The sequence below is a fragment of the Colwellia polaris genome (assembly GCF_002104515.1).
Classification (GTDB): domain Bacteria; phylum Pseudomonadota; class Gammaproteobacteria; order Enterobacterales; family Alteromonadaceae; genus Cognaticolwellia; species Cognaticolwellia polaris.
On record NZ_NBOE01000008.1, the window covers coordinates 122,290 to 144,320 of the forward strand.

General features: G+C 36.9%; 18 protein-coding genes. 8 read left to right on the forward strand and 10 right to left on the reverse strand.

All coding sequences use genetic code 11. The features are described 5' to 3' along the window. Positions 1 to 52: 52 nt before the first annotated feature. The gene (locus tag B6A32_RS13405) at positions 53 to 844 is read right to left on the reverse strand and encodes a class II glutamine amidotransferase (protein WP_085304922.1); all 792 of its coding nucleotides are present in this window, start codon (positions 842 to 844) and stop codon (positions 53 to 55) included. A 306-nt stretch (positions 845 to 1,150) separates the two neighbouring features. Here B6A32_RS13405 and fadE point away from each other — a divergent pair, with 306 nt between their 5' ends. From fadE to B6A32_RS13420, 3 genes are all read left to right on the forward strand, one after another. Further along, positions 1,151 to 3,571 (forward strand): acyl-CoA dehydrogenase FadE, encoded by a 2,421-nt coding sequence (gene fadE / locus B6A32_RS13410; RefSeq protein ID WP_085304924.1) that lies wholly within the window; start codon positions 1,151 to 1,153, stop codon positions 3,569 to 3,571. Positions 3,572 to 4,138: 567 nt separating this feature from the next. After that, the gene (ushA, locus tag B6A32_RS13415; protein ID WP_085304926.1) at positions 4,139 to 5,776 is read left to right on the forward strand and encodes a bifunctional UDP-sugar hydrolase/5'-nucleotidase UshA; all 1,638 of its coding nucleotides are present in this window, start codon (positions 4,139 to 4,141) and stop codon (positions 5,774 to 5,776) included. 522 nt (positions 5,777 to 6,298) lie between these two features. After that, positions 6,299 to 7,351: an aldo/keto reductase gene (locus B6A32_RS13420; RefSeq protein WP_085304928.1), complete on the forward strand. Its 1,053-nt coding sequence runs from the start codon at positions 6,299 to 6,301 to the stop codon at positions 7,349 to 7,351. 64 nt (positions 7,352 to 7,415) lie between these two features. Here B6A32_RS13420 and B6A32_RS13425 read toward each other — a convergent pair whose 3' ends face one another. The 6 genes from B6A32_RS13425 to B6A32_RS13450 form a co-directional block, all read right to left on the reverse strand. Then, positions 7,416 to 7,814: a DUF1801 domain-containing protein gene (locus B6A32_RS13425; protein WP_085304929.1), complete on the reverse strand. Its 399-nt coding sequence runs from the start codon at positions 7,812 to 7,814 to the stop codon at positions 7,416 to 7,418. Between the two features lie 126 nt (positions 7,815 to 7,940). Continuing rightward, positions 7,941 to 8,279, reverse strand: a complete 339-nt coding sequence (locus B6A32_RS13430; RefSeq protein ID WP_143327910.1) for a hypothetical protein — start codon at positions 8,277 to 8,279, stop codon at positions 7,941 to 7,943. A gap of 90 nt (positions 8,280 to 8,369) precedes the next feature. Further along, complete coding sequence (locus B6A32_RS13435) at positions 8,370 to 9,509, reverse strand: heparin lyase I family protein (RefSeq protein ID WP_158088492.1); 1,140 nt, start codon at positions 9,507 to 9,509, stop codon at positions 8,370 to 8,372. Positions 9,510 to 9,759: 250 nt separating this feature from the next. Beyond that, positions 9,760 to 11,580 carry an acyl-CoA dehydrogenase C-terminal domain-containing protein gene (locus B6A32_RS13440; protein WP_085304935.1) on the reverse strand — a complete coding sequence of 607 codons (1,821 nt, stop codon included), beginning with the start codon at positions 11,578 to 11,580 and terminating at the stop codon, positions 9,760 to 9,762. Positions 11,581 to 11,958: 378 nt separating this feature from the next. After that, entirely contained in the window at positions 11,959 to 12,378 is a 420-nt protein-coding gene (locus B6A32_RS13445; protein ID WP_085304937.1) for a hypothetical protein, read from the reverse strand. Between the two features lie 97 nt (positions 12,379 to 12,475). Continuing rightward, positions 12,476 to 13,003 carry a hypothetical protein gene (locus tag B6A32_RS13450; RefSeq protein WP_085304939.1) on the reverse strand — a complete coding sequence of 176 codons (528 nt, stop codon included), beginning with the start codon at positions 13,001 to 13,003 and terminating at the stop codon, positions 12,476 to 12,478. Between the two features lie 352 nt (positions 13,004 to 13,355). Here B6A32_RS13450 and B6A32_RS13455 point away from each other — a divergent pair, with 352 nt between their 5' ends. Together B6A32_RS13455 and B6A32_RS13460 are read left to right on the forward strand one after the other, a co-directional pair. Continuing rightward, positions 13,356 to 13,859, forward strand: coding sequence for a hypothetical protein (locus tag B6A32_RS13455; RefSeq protein ID WP_085304941.1), 504 nt, complete (start codon positions 13,356 to 13,358; stop codon positions 13,857 to 13,859). 112 nt (positions 13,860 to 13,971) lie between these two features. Then, on the forward strand, positions 13,972 to 14,448 hold the full coding sequence (locus tag B6A32_RS13460; protein WP_085304943.1) for a hypothetical protein: 477 nt from the start codon (positions 13,972 to 13,974) through the stop codon (positions 14,446 to 14,448). Positions 14,449 to 14,455: 7 nt separating this feature from the next. Here the strand turns inward: B6A32_RS13460 and B6A32_RS13465 are convergent, their stop codons facing one another. Both B6A32_RS13465 and B6A32_RS13470 read right to left on the reverse strand, forming a co-directional pair. Continuing rightward, the gene (locus B6A32_RS13465; RefSeq protein ID WP_085304945.1) at positions 14,456 to 14,797 is read right to left on the reverse strand and encodes a hypothetical protein; all 342 of its coding nucleotides are present in this window, start codon (positions 14,795 to 14,797) and stop codon (positions 14,456 to 14,458) included. 68 nt (positions 14,798 to 14,865) lie between these two features. Continuing rightward, on the reverse strand, positions 14,866 to 15,756 hold the full coding sequence (locus tag B6A32_RS13470; protein WP_085304947.1) for an alpha/beta fold hydrolase: 891 nt from the start codon (positions 15,754 to 15,756) through the stop codon (positions 14,866 to 14,868). A 656-nt stretch (positions 15,757 to 16,412) separates the two neighbouring features. Here B6A32_RS13470 and B6A32_RS13475 point away from each other — a divergent pair. Then, complete coding sequence (locus B6A32_RS13475; RefSeq protein WP_085304949.1) at positions 16,413 to 17,582, forward strand: hypothetical protein; 1,170 nt, start codon at positions 16,413 to 16,415, stop codon at positions 17,580 to 17,582. Between the two features lie 107 nt (positions 17,583 to 17,689). Here B6A32_RS13475 and B6A32_RS13480 read toward each other — a convergent pair whose 3' ends face one another. Beyond that, on the reverse strand, positions 17,690 to 18,553 hold the full coding sequence (locus B6A32_RS13480) for a MipA/OmpV family protein (RefSeq protein WP_085304951.1): 864 nt from the start codon (positions 18,551 to 18,553) through the stop codon (positions 17,690 to 17,692). A gap of 496 nt (positions 18,554 to 19,049) precedes the next feature. Here B6A32_RS13480 and B6A32_RS13485 point away from each other — a divergent pair, with 496 nt between their 5' ends. Next, on the forward strand, positions 19,050 to 20,885 hold the full coding sequence (locus B6A32_RS13485) for a GNAT family N-acetyltransferase (protein ID WP_085304953.1): 1,836 nt from the start codon (positions 19,050 to 19,052) through the stop codon (positions 20,883 to 20,885). 91 nt (positions 20,886 to 20,976) lie between these two features. Then, positions 20,977 to 21,900: a histone deacetylase family protein gene (locus B6A32_RS13490; RefSeq protein ID WP_085304955.1), complete on the forward strand. Its 924-nt coding sequence runs from the start codon at positions 20,977 to 20,979 to the stop codon at positions 21,898 to 21,900. Positions 21,901 to 22,031: the final 131 nt, after the last annotated feature.

Here is a 22,031-nt window from a genome sequence, read left to right on the forward strand (position 1 = left end):
AAATTTTCTACCCTTTACTTTCTTGCCCTAACTTCCCTTATTTATATTTAGCCTATTTCTCATTCTGTTTAGTTTGAAACATTAATTCCCCTTTGCAAAACAACAGCCCTTCACCAGCATACATTTTTTGCCAGGTTTCATCGCCGGTTAAAGGTTGTGTAGCAATTACAGTAACAATGTCATTGTCTGTAGTTTCATGATCAAAATTCACCACCATTTCTGCATCTATTAAACTTGCATTACCAAAAGGTGCCCTACGCGTTAACCAATGTAAATTATTACTGCAGTAAACCAATAAAAAGTCACCATCAGTCAATAATAAATTGAATACGCCTAATTTATGTATTTGCTGGCACAGGCTAATAATATAGTGAAACATTACTTCGGTATTAGGCTCTTCTCCATCAAATTTTTTCAGTAGTTGATCTAATATCCAACAAAATGCTTGTTCACTGTCAGTCTCACCAATGGGTAAATGATATTTAGTGCTTAATTGGGCTTTATAATCAGCCAACTGACCATTGTGCGCATAAGTCCAATTTTTCCCCCACATAGGACGAATAAAAGGATGAGTATTTACTAACGAAACATCGCCTGAATTGGCTTGTCGAATATGACAAATCACCGTTTCACTTTTTATTGGGTAGTTAGTCACTAATTCAGCAATGGGTGAATGCGCAGAAGGCAGTGGGTCTTTAAAGCTTCTACAACCTTTACCTTCGTAAAAGGTAATGCCCCAACCATCTTTATGCGGGCCAGTATTGCCACCTCGTTGCATTAAACCGCTAAAACTAAAACAAATATCTGTTGGTACGTTGGCACTCATGGCCAATAATTCACACATAAAATAAAACCTAAAAAGCACACCATAGCAGGAGCAATATTATTCAGTATAATCACTCTAAACAGTATTATTTAATATTAACTATAATGTATATTAAGCATGCATTTTACATTGAGCTAGTCATAAAATAATAGTGTTTTAAGTCAATGTTACTAATATTTGGAGATAAAGCAGTGAAGTCACTATAAATAATTTGAAATTATGTAACAGACGAATTAAGCTTAAATAATTGATCTGGTCTGACCTTTCTTTCGTATAGTATTTTTAAGATAGCGTTAAACCTAAATTTTACACTAAGGAATAAATGTGGACTACTTAACTTGGATACTCATTGCTATAGCTTTATGCGGGTACATGGCTTATTCACGCGCCTCACTATCAACATTTACTATGTCATTCGCTTTACTGATGATTGTTGGCACTTTTTTCGGTGTTATCGGTTTCTTCGGTTGGTTACTTTTCGTTATTATTGCCATACCGCTAAATATTAGCGATATTCGAAAGCAATATATATCTAGCCCCTTACTTGCAATGTTTCGCGGCATTATGCCCGAAATGTCAGATACTGAACAAGAAGCTATTGATGCAGGTACAACTTGGTTTGAAGCTGAATTATTTCGCGGCACTCCTGATTGGAAAAAACTACATAATTACCCTAAGCCTCGACTAACCGCTGAAGAACAAGCGTTTTTAGATGGCCCAGTAGAAGAAGTTTGTCGCATGACAGACGATTGGGAAACCACACATGAGCTTGCCGACTTAACACCTGAAGTATGGCAATATTTAAAAGATAATAAATTCTTCGCCATGATCATCAAAAAGCAGTACGGCGGTCTTGAATTTTGTGCTTATGCACAATCTCGTGTGCTACAAAAGCTTTCTAGTGTTAGCACTGTGCTTGCTTCAACGGTCGGTGTACCAAACTCACTTGGCCCTGGCGAATTATTACAACATTACGGCACTAAAGAACAACAAGATTATTATTTACCTCGTCTAGTTAAAGGTGATGAAATTCCATGTTTTGCTTTAACTAGCCCTGAAGCTGGCTCAGATGCTGGTGCTATTCCTGACTTCGGCGTTGTTTGTCGTGGTGAGTTTAATGGTGAAGAAGTGTTAGGTATGCGCCTAACATGGAATAAACGTTATATCACATTGGCACCCGTTGCTACGGTTCTAGGTTTGGCATTTAAATTACAAGACCCGGAGCATTTATTAGGTGAAGAAGAAGACTTAGGCATAACTTGTGCGTTAATACCTACAGATCTCGAAGGTGTTATTACAGGTCGACGTCACTTCCCACTTAACGTACCATTTCAAAATGGTCCAACTCAAGGTGATGGCGTTTTCGTTCCATTAAGTTTCATCATTGGTGGCCCTGAAATGGCAGGCCAAGGTTGGCGTATGCTGGTTGAATGTTTATCTGTTGGCCGTGCGATTACCTTGCCGTCAAACAGTACTGGTGGTATTAAATCACTAGCGTTAGCAACGGGTGCATATAGCCGTATTCGTCGTCAATTTAAAATTTCAATCGGTAAAATGGAAGGTGTTGAAGAAGCACTTGCCCGTATTGGCGGCAATGCCTACTTAATGGATGCTGTAACGACAATGTCGACAGGCGCTATTGATATGGGCGAAAAGCCAAGTGTAATCTCGGCAATTGCAAAATATCATTTAACTGAAAAAATGCGTTCTTGTGTTGCCGATGCTATGGATATTCATGGTGGTAAAGGTATTTGTATGGGCCCAGGCAATTACTTGGCTCGCTCTTATCAAGGTGCTCCTGTTGCCATTACTGTTGAAGGCGCAAACATTTTAACACGTAGCATGATTATCTACGGGCAAGGTGCCATTCGTTGTCATCCTTATGTTTTAGCTGAGTTGTCTGCAGCTAATAATAAAGATAACGAGCAAGCACTTAATGATTTTGACCATGCATTATTTGGTCATATCGGTTTTGCTATTAGTAATATTTGCCGTAGTGTTTGGTTCTCATTCAGCGGTAGCTATGCATTAAGCTCGCCATACAATGATGAAACAAAACGTTACTACCAATTAATGACTCGCTTTAGCTCAAATTTAGCCATGCTTTCTGATATTGCCATGTTAACTTTGGGTGGTGATTTAAAACGTCGTGAGCGTATTTCAGCGAGATTAGGTGATATTCTTAGTTACTTATACTTAGCCTCTGCAACACTTAAGCGTTATAACGATGAAGGACGTCAAAGTGCTGATTTACCACTAGTAAAATGGGCGCTAGAAGATAGCTTATATAATATTCAACAAGCAATTGATGAACTTATTAGTAACTTCCCTAACCGTATTGTGGCTAAAATGTTACGTATGATCATTTTACCGCTAGGTAGCTGGTTGAAAAAGCCATCTGACGTTACGGATCATAAAGTAGCCGCTTTATTGCAGTACCCAAATGAAACACGTACACGTTTGGGGCATGGTCAATACCTAACACGCGAAACAGGAAACGTTTTAGGCGAGTTAGAGCAAACACTAGAAGATATTATTGCTTGTGAACCTATTTTTGACAAAATTTGTCGTGAACTAGGTCAACGTCTACCATTTTATCATCTTGATTTAGTAGCAGAAAAAGGCCTTGCTGCCAACATTATTACTCAAGAAGAAGCTGACTTGTTAACAAGAACCGAAGTCGCTCGTAAAGCGACTATTGATGTTGATGATTTTGACTCTGATTATTTAAAAGCAGGCAAATAAACTACAATTAGCTATTTTGATAAATTTAAAGCCCATTATTGCCACGTGCATTAATGGGCTTTTTTAATACACTTATCGAATGCAGTTATGAAATGCTTTACCTAATAAAAATATAGGCCAAGCCTAATAAATATAACCTCCTAAATAACTACTCATTTGCTTCATTACCCTTTATAAAGCTACTAAACAATGAATTCGTATATGCCCACTCAACATTCGAATTACCGGTTATTATTATTCACTACTGCCACTAAATAACATTGTTTTTACTATCTGATATCATTTAGATTAACCATGATTTTTTAATAAATCATCATAACTTTAGGGAAGCTGTGTTTAGTGTTTATTTGGTATTCCCCTTCCTTTTTAAATACCAATACTCTGTGTTCTGCCGCTATTGCCATCGAAGGCATCAAGTTTAATTTCATTTTGATAATTTATACTATTCATAATAAGATTACGCTGGTTTGAGGGTTAATTCAGTGTTTGTTTTTACACAGCACTTATTGTTTAACACTTTAGCCAACTACACTTTTCCTAACATGCACTAGCCAAATAAGTTGAACTATGCGTATTTTAATTTCCTCACTGCTACTCGTTTGTCTTTCTGCATGTAGCCAATCCCAGAAAACAACAGAAACACAAGTAAGCTATTTAACTGTACTTCATACTAACGATAATCATGGTCGATTTTGGCACAATAAACATGGTGAATATGGCATGGCTGCACGTAAAACATTGATTGATCAATTACGTGTCGAAGCAGAAGCAAAAGGCCATTCATTATTATTACTTTCTGGTGGAGATATAAATACAGGGGTACCAGAGTCTGATTTGCAATTCGCAGAGCCTGACTTTAAAGGCATGTCTGAAATAGGTTATGACGCCATGGCTATTGGCAACCACGAATTTGATAACTCACTTGAGGTACTTGATACACAACAATCCTGGGCAAACTTCCCTTTTTTATCCGCTAACATTTTTGACAAATTAACCAACACGCCTCGTTATCAGCCATATACAATAATAAAGAAAAATAACTTAACTATAGCCGTTATCGGTTTCACAACAACCGATACCGCAAAAATTGCTAATCCAAAATATGTGGGTGGCTTAGTATTTAAAAAGCCAGAAGCTATTGCCGCCTCTTTATTGTCAGAAGTACAACAAAAATATCAACCTGATATAACGATTGCGGTAACGCATATGGGACATTATGCAGACGCTAACCATGGTGTAAACGCCGCTGGTGATATTACGCTTGCCCGTTCATTACCTAAAGGAGCATTAGATATTGTTGTGGGAGGACATAGTCAAGAGCCTGTTTGTATGGCTGGGGAAAACAAAGTAGATGAAACATTTTCGCCAGGTAAAAAATGCCGTCCAGATATTCAAAATGGCACTTGGATCATGCAAGCACATGAATGGGGAAAGTATGTAGGTAAAGCCGAATTTAAATTAGAAGGTGACCAACTCACTTTACTTAACTATGCCTTGTTACCGGTTAACTTATATAAACAAGACAGTAATGGTGTGCGTTTGAAGCAACTTGCTAATGAATATATTGAACCCAACCAAGCCTTAAAAGCGTTGTTATTACCCTATCAACAACGAGGTGAAAAACAAATTAAAGGTAATGTTGGCTACGTAAATGGCAAACTTGAAGGCAATCGAAGCAAGGTACGTATGCAACAAGTCAATCTTGCCCGCTTAATTATTAGCGCACAAATGAGTGCTGTAGAGGCTGATTTTGGAATTATTAGTGGCGGAGGAATTCGCGATAGTATCCAAGCAGGCAATATTAGTTATAAAGATGTTTTGAAAGTGCACCCCTTTAATAATCGTATTAGTTATATTGACTGGAATGGCCAGCAGATACTAGATTACTTTTTAATTGTCGCTAAATTCCCACCAGATTCTGGCGCCTATTTACAATATAAAAATATCAGCTTTAATTGGAAAAATGGTCAAATACTTAATGTTAAGATCAAAGGTAAGCCTATTCAGTTAAATAAAACCTATCGCATGAGCATTAATAGTTACAATGCCTCAGGGGGAGATGGATATCCAACGCTGACTGATTTTCCAGCTTATGTCGCTAGCGAAAAAACAGACGCTGAAGCACTTAAAAACTATATTAAAAAACATACACCACTTAACATAATGGATTATGCCGTTGATAACGAAGTGACTAACACGCATTAGTTGCGATGTATTAAGTAGGGTCAGGTACACTTTATTGATTATTCACCTAGCCATAAAAATTTCAATAACTGCAATGAGCGCTAACCTCCTGCCTCACAAGTTAATGTAATAACTTGGGCTGACAATGTTTTCAACACTATCACTTCTTCAAATAATTTGAATGACTCAGCGCCGACAATTACTTGTAAAGTCTTAAATATTTAAAGGGCAAACTTAAATGTAATTAGCTAGTTACGCTAGATTCAATTGGGTTGTCTTGATGATAGGTATTGCCCAAATTACATCAATGTTTTGTGAAACGGCCTAAAATCGGGTAAATTATCTCTCTTAATTAGCAACACATGCGTAAAATAAATTCATAAAAAACATTGATTTCAAGGTTGAGCAAAGCTAGCTAAATTATTTAAAAGAATAAACACTTTATACCAAGATAAATAATTAAATTGGTATTATGATCAGCTGAGTTAATTGACTCAATTAAAGTAATTACATCGTTAAATTCTGTATTTAAAAGGTTAAATCATGAAGTATGTTCGATTAGGTAGTAGTTCATTAGACGTATCACGTATTTGCTTAGGCAGTATGACCTGGGGTTTACAAAATAATCAACAAGATGCAAACGCTCAAATCGATTATGCCCTTACCCAAGGTATTAATTTTATTGATACCGCAGAAATGTACGCTGTACCGCCTACTGAAGATACCTACGGTAAAACAGAAGCTATAATTGGTCATTGGTTTGCTGCTGATCCTGCACGTAGAGAGAAAGTTATTCTAGCGTCTAAAATTGCGGGTCCTGGTTTTTCCTATATTCGTGATGGGAGTAAAATATCAGGGGCAAATGTTATTAAAGCTGTTGATGCATCACTCAAGCGTTTGCAAACTGATTATATAGATCTTTATCAGTTACATTGGCCGAATCGTCAATCGCCACACTTTGGTAACCATTGGCCAAATGATGTTATTCACACCAATGTTAATGTTGAACAACAAACAGCAGAGATGTTAGACATTTTACAAGGCTTAGCAACTTGCGTTAAAGCGGGTAAAATTCGTTATTGTGGGCTTTCTGATGATACCCCTTGGGGCATAAACCAATACCTAAAATTAAGCGCAGAGCATAATTTGCCGCGTATGGTGTCGATTCAAAATGAATTTAGTTTATTACACACGAAAGACTCGCCTTACTTGATCGAAAACTGTGTGCATGAAAACATAGCTTTTTTACCTTGGTCTCCACTTGCAACCGGCGCACTTACCGGCAAGTACTTAAATGCTCAACGCCCAGAAGGTAGTCGTTGGACCTTAACTCAACGTCATGGACTTTATCGTGATACAGCGAATGCGGAAGCTGCAATTAGCGCGTATATCGAAATAGCTAAAAAACATAATGTTTCGCCGGCACATTTAGCATTAGCCTGGTGTGATCAAGTTAACGGTGTATCTTCAACCATTATTGGTGCCACTAATATGCAACAGCTAAAAGAAAATATAGCAGCATTTAAGCAACCTCTACCAATAGAAGCAATTGACGAGATTAAACAGGTATTACAACAGTATCCAATGCCGTATTAACATTAAAAGTAAACACAACAAACGTTGTGCACTAAAAACATAACAGGGTATATATCGCTGCGCGTTATTTGTCGCTGCAGCGGTATTTTTGTTGCATAGCCCTTACTGATAAAGTAGATATTTCCAGTAAAACATCAAGGTCAACGTCTTTTAGTTTATTGATATATAAACAAGACTTACCCACTTTATACTTACCTAATTTTTCAAGTAATTTTTCATATTCAGAAAAGCCATTCATAATGTAAACCACTAAACGTTGTTTACGAGGGGCAAAAGCAATAACAGCAGCGTAACCTTCTCGGCCACTTTCATATTTATAATGATATTGCCCAAAACCAATAATACTGCCTTGTAAAACCGCAGGATAACCCGAAGCTTTTGACAGCAAAGCTAGCAAGGTTAATGCGTCATTACGTTTTTCTACATGCTCAATATCAGTAATAAAATTTTCAACACTATTCATCGTGTTAGCCTTTCAACGTTTTTACGATAATATATTTAATTAGTTTAGTCGATTTGCATTCGATATTGTCGCTTTGAGATTTTATAATATTGTTAGCCGTTGGTGCTGATATTATTTATTGTACGGTTAGTACACATAAACCATGCTCGCCGTTGGAAAAGGACCTCCCGCCATTGCTGGGGTACATGTGCCGTCCAACCAGAAAGCGATTTTACGGTTATTAGCATGCGCCAACATAATAGATGCATATAATTCTGCAAAATTATCACGCACTGCAGAAATAGAAACCGCTATAGCTTCATTCGTTCCGTTACAGTTCGCATTATCAATAAACTTAATACCGCTCGGAACATAAATTACAATTCTTTGTGAGTCTATTTTGTAATAATAAATGTCTTGCTTGCCTGAGTTATTACCTGCATTACAAACACCAATTCCTGCAAAAAATGCCAGTAATCCCATCATTATTATTTTTGTTATTTTTATCATATTTTGTTTCCAGTAGTTTAATACTTATTTATATTTTTCTTCATCGCTACTCAAAGTGAGTAGTCATTACTTAGGTGCGACATATTCAAAACCATCATCTTCAGCGCCTGCCCAGAGACGTAATGGCCCAATATATTTTGTCATAAACCTATCTTTTTCTGCTATAGCTTCACTACTATTTACCCGTTCATGGCGGTAAACACCATGACGAATTTCTGGCGAAGGAATAGCCGATAAATAATGCGATGGGTACGTATACATGGTAGCCCCATGAAAATCCCATTCAGGCACGTCATTAATACTATAATTTACAGCGCTATTAACGTTATGTTCGTATACCCATATTCGCAATCTACCATTATCACTTTGTGAGTACTTAATTTGAATAATAAAATCGTACCATTGGTTTGTTTTTATAGGGAAATTTGAAAGGTGTGTATGGCCTTGTGGTACACGCCAGTTCATAGTTGTCCCCTCTCTTGCGGTGAATTGGTAGTGTAAGGCTTCATTAATCGGTGTGGTAATTATACCAACGGCAGGACCACCTTTATTTATATCTGCATTAACAAGTTCGGTTATTTCGGATTGAGTAAACCCAGCCTCGGCGAGTGTCTGCTCATTGGGTTGATTTCTAAATTGAAAAACCGTCGTGATTTTATCCATATCTAAATCACTATATTGTTCTGACCAACCCAGCCATAACGTATCACCTTCTTTTACTTTCATATCTTGTAAGGTACTTCGAATATGTATTTCAGCACGTGTCATACCAGAAGTTTCAGCGCCAGTTTGCCCGAAATCACTGTATAACCTAACATTTTTACTATTTGGTTCGCGCGGTGCAACTGTTGTATCGGCAAATTCTACTTCAATACCGTAGTGCTCACCGTTGGGGCCAGTAAAACTTGGATCGGTCTCACTGTAGGGCTTCACTAAAGGAATAGGCATTCCAGGGGTTCCGGGATAACGGTCACTGACACCCCAGTTCTCGATAGCAGGTCGATTCCAGTTTTTATTTAAATTATCGACTTTATTAGTGACCACGCCGGTCCAAAGAAATTCTCGCTTATTATTCTTAAGATCGTGCTTCTTAGACATTAATAAGTAGCTTTCAATCGCCGTTAAATTAAAGGCAAATACAGGTAAAGAGTTAAATAATAAAAGTAATAATACCGAATTAACCAACAATTTTTCACATCTCATCATAACGTCCATTAAGGTTGTGATAACAAAATCAAAGCAAGAAATTGAACGCTAAAATATATTCCAGTAACTCAGCAAGTCATTGTTATAAAATATTTTTAAACACTTACAAGTGATATATTCTTGATAAGATTTAAACTGTGAGGAATGTTAATTTCAATACAAATCAAAGTCAACAGCTGCTCAATATACAAAAAAGCCGTATTTCATAAGAAATACGGCTTTCATTATTAAAGCTTAAATCAAACGCGTTTTACAAAAAAGACAATAACTCTTCATCTAACTGCATTAAGGTTTTAGGGTCTGCCATCATAGTTACAGCTAAAGACTTAGTTCGTGGTAATAAACGTTCAAAGTAAAACTCTGCCGTTTTAATTTTTGCACGGTAAAAATCTCTGTTTTCAACATCTGTAGCTAGTTTTTCGTAGGCAGATTGCGCCATTTGAGCCCAAAAATAACCCATAACGATATAACCTGAATACATTAAAAAGTCGACAGAAGCTGAACCAATAACATCGCGATCTTTTTTCGCTTTAAGTCCTAAACGAATAGTATATTGTTGCCATTTCGCAACCGTAGTACTTAACGGCCAAATAAACTTGTTCATTTGACGTTTATGCGGGTTATTCGAGATCATACTTTGGTCTTTACAGAAAATAAGTACTTCTTTAGCAAAAGCATTTAAAGATTTACCACGTGTCATTAGTACTTTACGACCTAATAAATCAAGTGCTTGAATACCGGTAGTACCTTCATAAAGCGTTGAAATACGAGTATCACGAACGATTTGCTCCATACCCCATTCTTTAATAAAACCGTGACCACCAAAAATTTGTAAACCGTGGTTAGCACTTTCTTGGCCAAGCTCCGTTAAAAATGCTTTTAAAATAGGGGTAATAAAACCTAAACGATCATCCGCTTTTTTACGGTCTTCTTCAGATTTCGCGTTTTCTATTTCATCAACAAGCTTTGCTGTGTAATAGATCATCGCGCGTCCGCCTTCACTAATAGCCTTTTGGGTCATTAGCATTTTACGAACGTCTGGGTGAACAATAATTGAATCAGCTATTTTATCTGGTTGTTTAGTACCTGATAAAGAGCGCATAGACATACGTTCTTTCGCGTAAATCAATGAGTTTTGATAAGCTAATTCTGCTGCACAAACACCTTGTAGTGCTGTACCAACACGCGCTGTGTTCATAAAGGTAAACATACATTCTAAACCTTTATTTTCAGGGCCAATAAGTACACCTTTAGCATTATCAAAGTTCAGTACTGCTGTTGCAGAACCTTTAATACCCATTTTGTGCTCAATTGAACCACAAGAAACATGATTGAATTCGCCAATATTACCTTGCTCATCTGTTTGCATTTTCGGCACGATAAATAGAGAAATACCTTTAGTACCCTTTGGCGCACCAGGCAATCTAGCAAGTACAATATGAATAATATTGTCGGTTAAATCATGCTCACCGGCTGAGATAAATATTTTTGTACCTGTAAGGTTGTAAGTACCGTCACCATTAGGCTCTGCTTTAGTTTTTACCTGGCCTAAATCAGTACCACATTGTGGCTCAGTTAAACACATAGTACCGGTCCACGAACCTTCAATTAAACGCGTAAGGTATAATTCTTTTTGTTCAGCTGTACCATGAGTATGAATTGTATTCATTGCGCCGTGGCTTAATCCAGGGTACATAGCCCAAGACCAGTTAGCCGTTCCCATCATTTCTGACATAACCATGCCAAGAGATGCAGGTAAACCTTGGCCACCATGCTCAACAGCATGAGGTAAACTAGGCCAACCACCTTCAACAAACTTTTGATAAGCTTCTTTAAAACCTTTAGGTGTTGTTACTTCACCATCGTTAAAGGCACAGCCTTCTTCATCACCACTTTGGTTAAGTGGCAATAATTCATTTTCACTAAATTTTGCACACTCTTCCATAATGGCATCAACCAAATCGGGTGTTGCTTCTTCAAATTCTGGATGCTTTTGGTAATGCTCATAATAATTAAATACATCTTCGAACAAAAATTTGATATCTGCAATTGGCGCTTTATAACTTAGCATGGCTAACTCCTAACACTTGTAAAAATAATTTTTTTGCATTTCTGCATAACTGTATCGAGTATACACAGATCCATCCACTGGTCCAACCACTATTTTTATTTTTACTTAAACAACGTAAGAAAACAACCTATAAGCATTTAAAATCAGCTAGTTACATATAGCTAGCTGTGTGATATTGATAGCTGCTTTTATAATAAAACGATATATAAAGCGTTTAAATTAGCAATATGGTTTAGAAAAGTTTTGCTTATTAAGAAAAAATTGCGGTTTTATCAATATATATGGAAATTAACTAATCAGTGAATAGTCTATTTAGAATAGAATGAATATGAAGCTAGTATTAAGTATTGAAAGTAGCTACCAAAGAGTATTAAGGATTTAGAGTGTTGACCGGGCCTGCTTTAATCCGATTAAGTGCACAAGACCAATAATAAGACAGATACTTAAGCTCCAAATCCAGAATTCGGGTGTGCGCCCTAGCGGGGTATTCATAAAAAAATATCCTGCCACGCCACGGAATATATAAATAGCAGTAATCAACATCAATATAACGCGAATAAAGGGTAATTTAATTATCGCACCTGCGGCTGAAAAAGCATATAACGACCAAGTCATCAAGACGAGCGTAATGCTTAAGGTTATTAAAGTCGGTTTAATGCTACCTTGCTCCGCCATTAATGCCATGTGTTCGCCAGCACCAAAAAGCCGATACCAACTAGCGCCGAAATATATACAACCTAAATGAAGAGCAGCAGCGATTAAGCTCATAGTGCCTGCAACAATAAGCATTACATTCATCTGTTTATACCTTTTAGTCCATTACTTAGAATGATATTTACTCATATGAAATACAGCCTTTATTGGTTTTTACGCAACTGCTAACTATCAGCGAAAGTTACTCTTCAATAAGCCAATCAAGATAACATTGCATAAAGAGTTGCCAAAAATGTTGGCAACCTGATACTTCAATCAGTTGTTGCTTTAATTGTTGCAATATAATTTCATCGGTTACAGTAGAGTCGTCAGGGAAAAACTGCGCTTGAGTTTGCTGACCATGATCAAATAAAAGCTGAATACAGGCTACATAAGCCTCTAAACTTTTGGCCACTTGCTCTACTTCCCAGCCATTCTCGGCTAAAAAACCTGTGTAAACAGGCAATAAGTCTTCGCGCGTATCAACAAAGTATGGGTCGCCTAATTCAGTATCTCGAGCAATAACTTGCCAAGCAGTTTGCCAACATCCAGCTTCTTCGCTAGCTAAATTATCTTCAGTTGTTGATTGCCCTAATTCGCTTACACCAAAACCCAGTTGCGCCTCATTCAATTCATCAACAGTGGTTACATTATTAAAACCCTGTGGACCAAAAAACACTTCATGGTTTGTCAAAGTAGTTAATTTACTGATCAGTTCTTTATCTGTCATATTTACCTAATAATTTTAAAAATAATTGATACATTGCGTTTGTTTTTTCGGGCTGTTTGAATAAATATTATTTCAACGCTTAATTTGCTAATGAGCATTAGCCAATACTTAGCATTATAAGTTGTGAAAGATTTAAATCAAAGACTGTCTAATAGAAAACGGCTAAATAATCCAAATTTTCAGAGCAGTGAGAGCCGCCAAATAATCTAATAACATTCTGTAAAAAAAGGAAAAATGGTGGTTTGCCCTCACCTGAATATTCTAGTATATTGCTTTCAGGTCCTTCTTGGGCAGTTATATTCAAATACCAATATTGGCATTTGATCGGATTTCTAAAATATAAGGATATACCTTGAGAAAATTAGCTTTACTCCTACCCTTCTTATCCCTCAATTGTTTTGCCGAAGATGGCATGCAAGATAACAATTATTCTGTTGGCCTTGGTATAGGAGCTATGTACGCCGGTTTAGGCACAAATTTTTCATTAGTGTCTAAAAACGATTTAAAATATATTTCTGCTGGTTGTGTGGAGTATAACTCTAGCACTAAAGGTACTTGCGGTTTTGGTCTAGGCTGGATTAAAACCGACTTGTTTGACACTAACTCTAACAAGCATGGTTTTGGCCTTTATGTAAGCTTAACAGGTTCAGAGTCATACGTTAGCTACACATCGTCTTCAACCCGTGATGAATCTTTTAGACACGACAGTGATATATATGGCGCAGGTGTTAGTTATACCTATTTTATGAACGGTATAGATGAACCAGGTACCACTTTCGGCCTTTCTATTCATGCGACTAATGCCGATTTCGAAGATAGCTATGGCGGATTTTTTCAAGTAGGTTATCAATTTTAACCTTTAGCAAACACTCAAAGAGAAACTGTGAAACTTGTCAGTTTCTCTTAATTATACTAAGTAAAGTTACTAATATTTACCCAAAACTAGATATAAACATTAAGGAATTTCCATGCACCCAAATCGAAATGCAATAGCATTTGGTGGTTTAGCTTTTTTATTCGTTTTATTTGTTTTGGTTATTACAATTGCTTTGTGGGCATGGCCAAAATACAAAGTTTATAGTATGGAAATGCAGGGAAAAGCGTCTTTAAAAGAAGCGCAATGGAGCAAACAAATTTTAATTGAAGAAGCTAAAGCGCGTGAGCAAGCAGCACTTATGCAAGCCAAAGCAAGAGTTACTTTAGCGCAAGCAGAAGGTGAAGCCAAACTCGTTCGCGCTAAAGCAGAGGGAAAAGCTGATATTGAGCTTGCTAAAGCAGCGGCAGAGGCAAACAGAATAATCGGCGAATCATTAAAAAATAACGAGGCTTACCTTCGTTATATTTGGATTAAAGGTCTTCAAGAAGGTAATGGTGAACGTATTTATATTCCTACCGAAGCAGGTATGCCTATTTTAGAAGCTGGCAAGGCTAGTTCAACCCAATAAAAGTACTTTATTTCTTTAAGCTGTATTTTAACCAAAGTTTATAATACACAGCATTGCAGGTTTGGTTATCATCCATTTTGCCATCTCTATCACAATCTGAGCCTGTTAAGCCTTTTACAACTTCTGGTCCAAATTCTGCTACATCACTTTGTTCAGCCGGCACTATAATAGTCACTTTTGGAGAGTGATCTATAAATTCAGCTACATTTTTATATGATGTAAATTCGGCTTCGCTTATTAGCTGAGAAATATCATTCGATGCCAAGGTATTATTCATCGTTAATAGTAATATTAACAACGCTAGACTTGTTGAAAATAGCATTTTATTTTTCATTTTCGTTTTATTCATTTTTGCCGTTTCTAGCACTTATTGAGCAGATAATATTAATATGAAATTTGAAAAATACCATAAATACTTTACCTAAACTCTTTCAGCCAAAGGGCGAGTTTTGGAAAATGATCATTTACCGCCTGCGGGTGAGTTAAAATATTTATATGATCATAATTTACCTTATCGCCTGCTTTTTTTGACAGTACCGTGAATTTTGCATTGTGGTTATTACATTCATCGATAAAAAGTTTTACATCTTGTTGATGGCCTAAAGCATAATCGCTTACACCGGTTAAATGCCATGTTGGTGGCCAAGTAACATTTTGTGCCGCAGTGTGGTAGTTAAAGCCATCAACGAGATCATGCCATTTATTACCGGGAATAACCCAAGCAATACTTTCTTTTAGCGATTGTTTTGTTTCACTGTCCGAGCCAAAACGATATTTTTTCGCATCAAAATAACCGTTTTTCTTTGCAACTATTGGCGCGATATATCGCCACATAAAAGCCATTTTAAAATACGCTTCAAAAGTATTTGCAGTAACTACGCGTTTAGAGGCAAAGCAAGTTTTACTGTGCACTTTGTCAAGCCACTGAGGATAACGCGCTAAAAAACTACTCATTAATACACCACCCCAAGAATGAGCAATTAAATGTATTTTTTGAGGATTAAGCTGCTGAATTTTTTTTAAAAATAATGGAATATCGCGCGTAATGGCTTCGAATTGGCCAAAAACCGAATTAGCACTAATAGCAGGTTTACTTTTACCACGGCCCCGTAAATCTGCAACATAAACATCAAAGCCTTGTTCCGCTAGATAACAGGCTAAACCTTTACCTTTTTCAGTGTAAAAAATGAAACCGTTTTCTATTAAACCATGCAACATAAAGATTGGTACACCACCTTCGCGTTGCCATATATGCCGTAAGTGAAGTTGCTCATCACCTTCGGTAATAAAAATTGATTCTTGTTGCATTACAACTTACTCGATATGTTAATGAAGTATGTGTTATCTGGTTAGAATGTATATATTGCGACAATACTAAACCTAGCTATGTCGTTATAATACAATCACTAAACTCATGGTCTGACCAGAGAGCTAGATTACTCATTTTTCAACTTAAGAACAAGCAAGATAAAGCAATTTCTTGCTCGAACCCCCTCCTTAACACACTAAATATGAGAACAAGATCTTTTGTATATTTTCAACGTTGTTGGAGTAAAACGACGAACTATTTAATGATTAGAAAATTCAAGCCACAAAGTTTAGCCTATCACCTTATTGCTAAAGTTTTACTGCTTATTTGCCTTTGCTACAATTTCAATTTAACCAATTTTGTAATTGAAGTTTTTTAGATAAGCGGTTCAGCTATTTGCTTAATAAAGTATTAAGCAAAACCAACACTAACCGTGAGTATTGAATAAGCAAATTGATTACAGCTAATACCTATGCTGTCTCAGTTATTGTAACTGATACTATAGAAGTTTTAGTTGATAAACCCTTCAGTTATTGTTTGATTTTACACCAGTTAAGTATTTATCCTCCAAATTACGTTTTTTCACTTGCGTTAGCCTTTTTTATACGTATCATGCCGCCCTTATTTTAAGTTTATATCGCTGGAAACCTGTCAAATGAGAAAATTACTTACCTCGCCTAACGCCATGCCCTTGAGTACAACTGAACAAATAATTTACCAAAATGCATTGACGTTTGTCGCAGATCTCAGTCTTAATTTAATGGCTGTGAAAGTAGATAATCATCCAGATAATTTTCTTGATTGGTGTCGAGAATTACACCGTATTTGTTTACATGATATAAACCGTGATTTACTTGAAACTAGCCAAGAAAAGCCTTTAAAAAAATTGCAAGAAGTCCTGTCAAATGGTGTTAGTGCATGCCAATTAAAAATGGCCCGTGTGATCCCTTGGCCATTATTCGCTAGCTTTATTCAAGAGCATAGCGGATTACAAGCATTACCTGAAAGACTGAAGTTAATTGACTATATAGTAAAACTACCCTCTACAAAGTTGTCTGAAATGATAGAAGAAGACAGATTAGCTTTTGCGGGTAAACATACAGCGCAGCACGATATTAGTGTTTACGACTTTGACGTAGAATGGTTTGCAGGCACACGCGGCGCAAAAACTTTTCACCAGTTATTAGCATCTCACCCTGAAAAATTCGATACCGCGCTTGATTGTATTCCGCTTGAAGGCGAAGTTTCATCAGTACATTATCAAAACTTTGTTGAGGCCTATAAAGCTATTTTCGCTACCCATGCTAGCGATGTAAAAGCACCATTGAGCGCAGCAACAAGGTTACTTGCCATGCGACGCCCTGATCAATTTATTGCCTTAACGAGTGCTAAATTAGACATTCTTTCGCAAGGATTAGGTTTAGTTAAACTGAACAATCAAAGTTTCGACGATTACTGGTATGAAATGATCGCCAGCATTAGAAGTACACAATGGTGGCGCAGTGAAATGCCATCAGATGAAGAGGAAATCCGCCTTTGGAAAAACCGTGCTATTTTGATTGATTTATTTTTATTTGCCGATAAAACACTAGCAGAAAATTCAAACTTTATACGTATGCGTGACAAGCCTAAAAAGATTAAAATTGGTGTGGCTAAAGCGGTTAAACGCAGTAAAGAATCAGCAGAAGCTATTGTAGATAAAGCGTTTGAAGCTGATGATATTCCAGACTTCATTATTAACATGCGCAGTACTATCGTGAATAGTGTTAAAGATGGCAAAACAGTTGATCAAGCCATTACCTTAATGCGTAATATTTTTGGCTAATTGATTTATTAACATTAGCCAAGCTCAAATTAAAAAGCCCAATTTTATTGGGCTTTTTAATCGCTGAAATTAACCAGCTATATATAACACTACACATCTAACGGTAATTAATTAGATTGATATAGAGTCCACTTTAACCCAAGGCCAAATGAGTAGTTAAAGTCTTTTTTGAATAACGGACTTTCCTCATTACTTGCACCTTGATAAAAACCTACATTGCTGCTAAAAAATATAGAAATATTTTCACGAATTTCAAACCTATTAACCAGTGTTACTTCACTACCCAAATAGCCACCTTTAGCATTATAGTTTGGCCTTTCTAGAGTGCTATACACCTCATCAACTTGATAAAAGTACTGATGCATTTTCTTTGTGGCAAACGAAGATGAGAAAGTGAGTTTAAAAGAGTCGTTATCACCAAAAAGCTGCTTGCCTTGATATGACAACTCAGGCTGGAATATGTAGCCTCGATCATCAATACTTGAAAAATCAGTCGAAAAAGCCTGCCGAAGTTGAAATGTTAACCAAGTTTCACTTTGCTTAGTATTAGTTAACATAACACTGACTTCAGGGCCTATTTCAAAAATAAAGTCTAAATCAGGCATACCCTCTCTAACTTTCGCGTCATCCGAATTTGCAGCAAAAGCTGCTCCAAGTGACAAATCTACTTTAAAGCGAGGTTTATCAACCGCCATTGCTTTAATAACCCCACCCTCACCCACTCTTAATCGTTCGCCTCTATATATAACAAAAGGCACAGGGAGGAACTTACTTTGATTTTCAGCCGCAGCTGGGTAAAGAGGTGTATTAAAGGCCGCGACAAAAGCACCGACTTCCCATTTTGGTTTGGCTGCGTTTGTATCTAATTCTGGTATCTCGCTCATGGCTTGAATAGTAAACGACAAAGTTAAATTTACAGCCGTGGTTACAGTCAAAATAATGAGTTTTAAATATCCGCTTATGTTTTGCATCCGTCTCTACTTATTATATTAATTCATGTGTTTAGCGATTGAGCTTAAGTCGATAAGTATCTTAGCAAAGCTATGAGTAAAGCTATGAACAAAGTTATGATTAAAAAGCTTTATCCTTTGCTAGAACTTACCTTGTTTACGCTAATTAGCCTATATGTTATCGAGTAACGGTTCAATGAGTTTAATACTGTATTCGCTATGATTTAGATCAATCTAAAAATCAATAATTTAAAGCATACTACTAGTTAATCAGTTAATTTACTGCTGATAACTAAGTATTGAAGACATAACGCTTTCATCTGGTATAACGTGATGAAATTATTAATAACGCACGGATGAATAAGTCACTATGAATGCACGCAAAATAGTAAAGTAGCGAGTTAATAGCACAAGATATAAAAATATTTAACCCTTAGCGCACTCGCTTGATATTTACTGAATTTTTAATAAATTTTATGTTAAATTAAATATCACAGTTGAAAATACAGAGAGACCTATGCCATTACGAAAACAGCAACCATCTAGTGTCGACTGGTCTAAATATCTAAAATCTGGCAACAGAATGTTTATTGGCTCTAATGCCGCAGTACCCAATGCATTAATTGCAGATATTATTGCCAACAGCCAAGGTTTGCATGACATAGAAGTTGTGCATATTTTAACACTTTCAAACGATGTTTGGTCAGAGCCAAAGCATAGCGACTTATTTAAAGTAAACGCTTTTTTTATTGGCGGTGAAAAAGTCCGCAATGCCATTAAAGAAGGTAGGGCTGACTATACACCGACTTTTTTATCTGAAATTCCAAAGCTATTTAATGAAAACATTTTGCCTTTAGATGTTGCATTAATCATGGTTAGCCCACCTGACGAATATGGTTACTGTTCCTTAGGTGTAAGTGTCGATATTATTCAAGCAGCAATCAACAAAGCAAAATATGTTATCGCTCAAATAAACCCACATATGCCTCGCACTAATGGCCATAGTTTTGTGCATGTAAATCAAATTCATGCTCATATGACTGTTAAGCAATATTTACCTGAAACACCCTTACCTGAGGTTGATAGAGTAACCGAACAAGTAGGTCAATATGTAGCTATGCTGGTTGAAAATGGCGCGACTATACAAATTGGTATCGGCAATATTCCATCGGCTGTATTACGTTATTTAGCCAACCATAAAGATTTAGGCGTACATAGTGAGTTAATTTCTGATGGTATTATCGACCTCATGCTTTCAGGGGTTATTAACAACCGCAAAAAGACCTTTCATAAAGGTAAAACCGTTGTCAGTTTTTGTGTCGGTACACGCCGATTATATAAGTTTGTTGATAGTAATCCACATGTGGCATTTTATCCTAGTGAGCACGTTAACTCTCCGGTAAACATCGCTCGAAATGACAATATGGTTTCTATTAATAGCGCTATTGAAGTTGATTTAACCGGCCAAGTAGTTTCAGACTCAATTGGTTATCATTTTTACAGCGGTATTGGCGGACAAGTCGACTTTATTCGTGGCGCTTCTTTAAGTAAAGGCGGTAAACCTATCATTGCGTTACCTTCAACAACTAAAGACGGAAAAATATCGCGCATAGTGGCGCATATTACCGAAGGCGGCGGCGTAGTTACCTCAAGAGGTCATGTTTCGTATGTGGTTACTGAATACGGTATTGCGTCATTGCAAGGTAAAAGCATTCGCGAGAGAGCCCTCGAGTTAATTCGTATTGCCCACCCTAAGTTTCGCGACCAATTACTCAAAGATGTTCGCAAACACTATTGGGTACCTGAATATCAAGAAAATACTCCAACCTCAGTACCTGAACTTGGTGACGTTGAAATAAAGCGTTTTACCTTTGCTGATTCAGAATATTTTCTTCGTGCTCTATCTCCTGCAGATGAACGTAAGTTACAAGAGTTTTTTTACTCGCATAATCAAGAAACTTTAATGATGCGTTACAACCATCACACAACACATATGTCCCGAGAAAAGTCTTGTGATTTAGTCAGCGTTAATCAGCATGTTGATTTAGCCTTGTGCTTAACTGAGCGAGACAACAAAGGTGAATCTATTCAAGGTGTTGGCCGCTATTACTATCTTGAAGCAAATAACAGTGCCGAAGTTGCATTTGTTATTAAGGAAAGTAAACGTGGTAAAGGAATGGCTAAAGCACTGCTTACTGAAATAATTACCATTGCAAGAATTCGTGGTGTTGAGCAATTAATAGCAAGCGTTAGGCGAGACAATGCCCCCATGTTAAAAGTGTTTGAAAAAGCAGGTTTCGTCAGAAAACCTTCTGATGGGTATGACGAGGTGAGTTTAGCTTACACGCTATAGCTAAACACATATTGCTTAAGTACAGCTCAAGTTTGAATCATTAAGTTAACTATAAAAAACTTAGTAGTGAAAAGATGAAGGAATGTAGATTATGACAGTTGGCGTTATTAGTCATCACCAATGTTTGACCCACGATATGGGGGATTATCACCCTGAAGCACCTGCGCGCATGGCTGCAATTCAAGATCAACTTATTCGTAGTGGTTTGGAATATGTTATTAAGCAATTTGATGCAAACCCTATAGATAAAGAACTGCTCTATTTAGCTCATGACAAAAGCTATATCGCGTCAATCTTTGAAAATGCCCCTAGTGAAGGTACATATAACGTTGACGACGATACCGTAATGAACCCAAACACTCTCAATGCTGCTCTTCTTTCTGCAGGTGCTGCTAAAGACGCGGTAGATTTAGTCATGTCAAAAGAAATTACCTCAGCTTTTTGTGCTACTCGACCACCTGGTCATCATGCAGAGTATGACAAAGGGATGGGCTTTTGTTTTTTTAATAATGTTGCTATTGCTGCAGCTTACGCAAAAGAAAAATATAAACTTAAACGAGTCGCCATTGTTGATTTTGATGTGCATCATGGCAACGGTACTGAGAATATAATTAAAGGCAAAAAAGGCTATTTATTTTGTTCTACTTATCAATATCCTTTTTACCCGTTTGAAGTACAGGAAAGTACCAAACCACCCATTATTAATACCCCACTTGCAGCAACCACTAAAAGTACTGACTTTAGGCAGGCAATTTTGGATCATTGGCTGCCGGCATTACAAAAATTTAAACCACAAATTATTTTCATTTCCGCTGGTTTTGACGCTCATGTTGAAGATGAAATGTCTCAAGTTTCTTTAGTCGATGAAGATTATCGTTGGGTGACAGATCAAATTAAAGACATTGCCGATAAATACGCAGATGGTCGTATTGTATCTGTGCTAGAAGGTGGCTATTCGCTCAGCGCATTAGGGAGAAGTGCTGTCGCACACATTAACGGATTAATTGGCTATTAGTGAACATTGATCAAAGATTCACAACGTGATAATACATAATGATAAGTTATACCAATTGATTTAATGAATCGATCAATTTTAAACGAGGATAAATTTTCAGTAGCAAGGCGCTTGATTGATTCTTACATGGA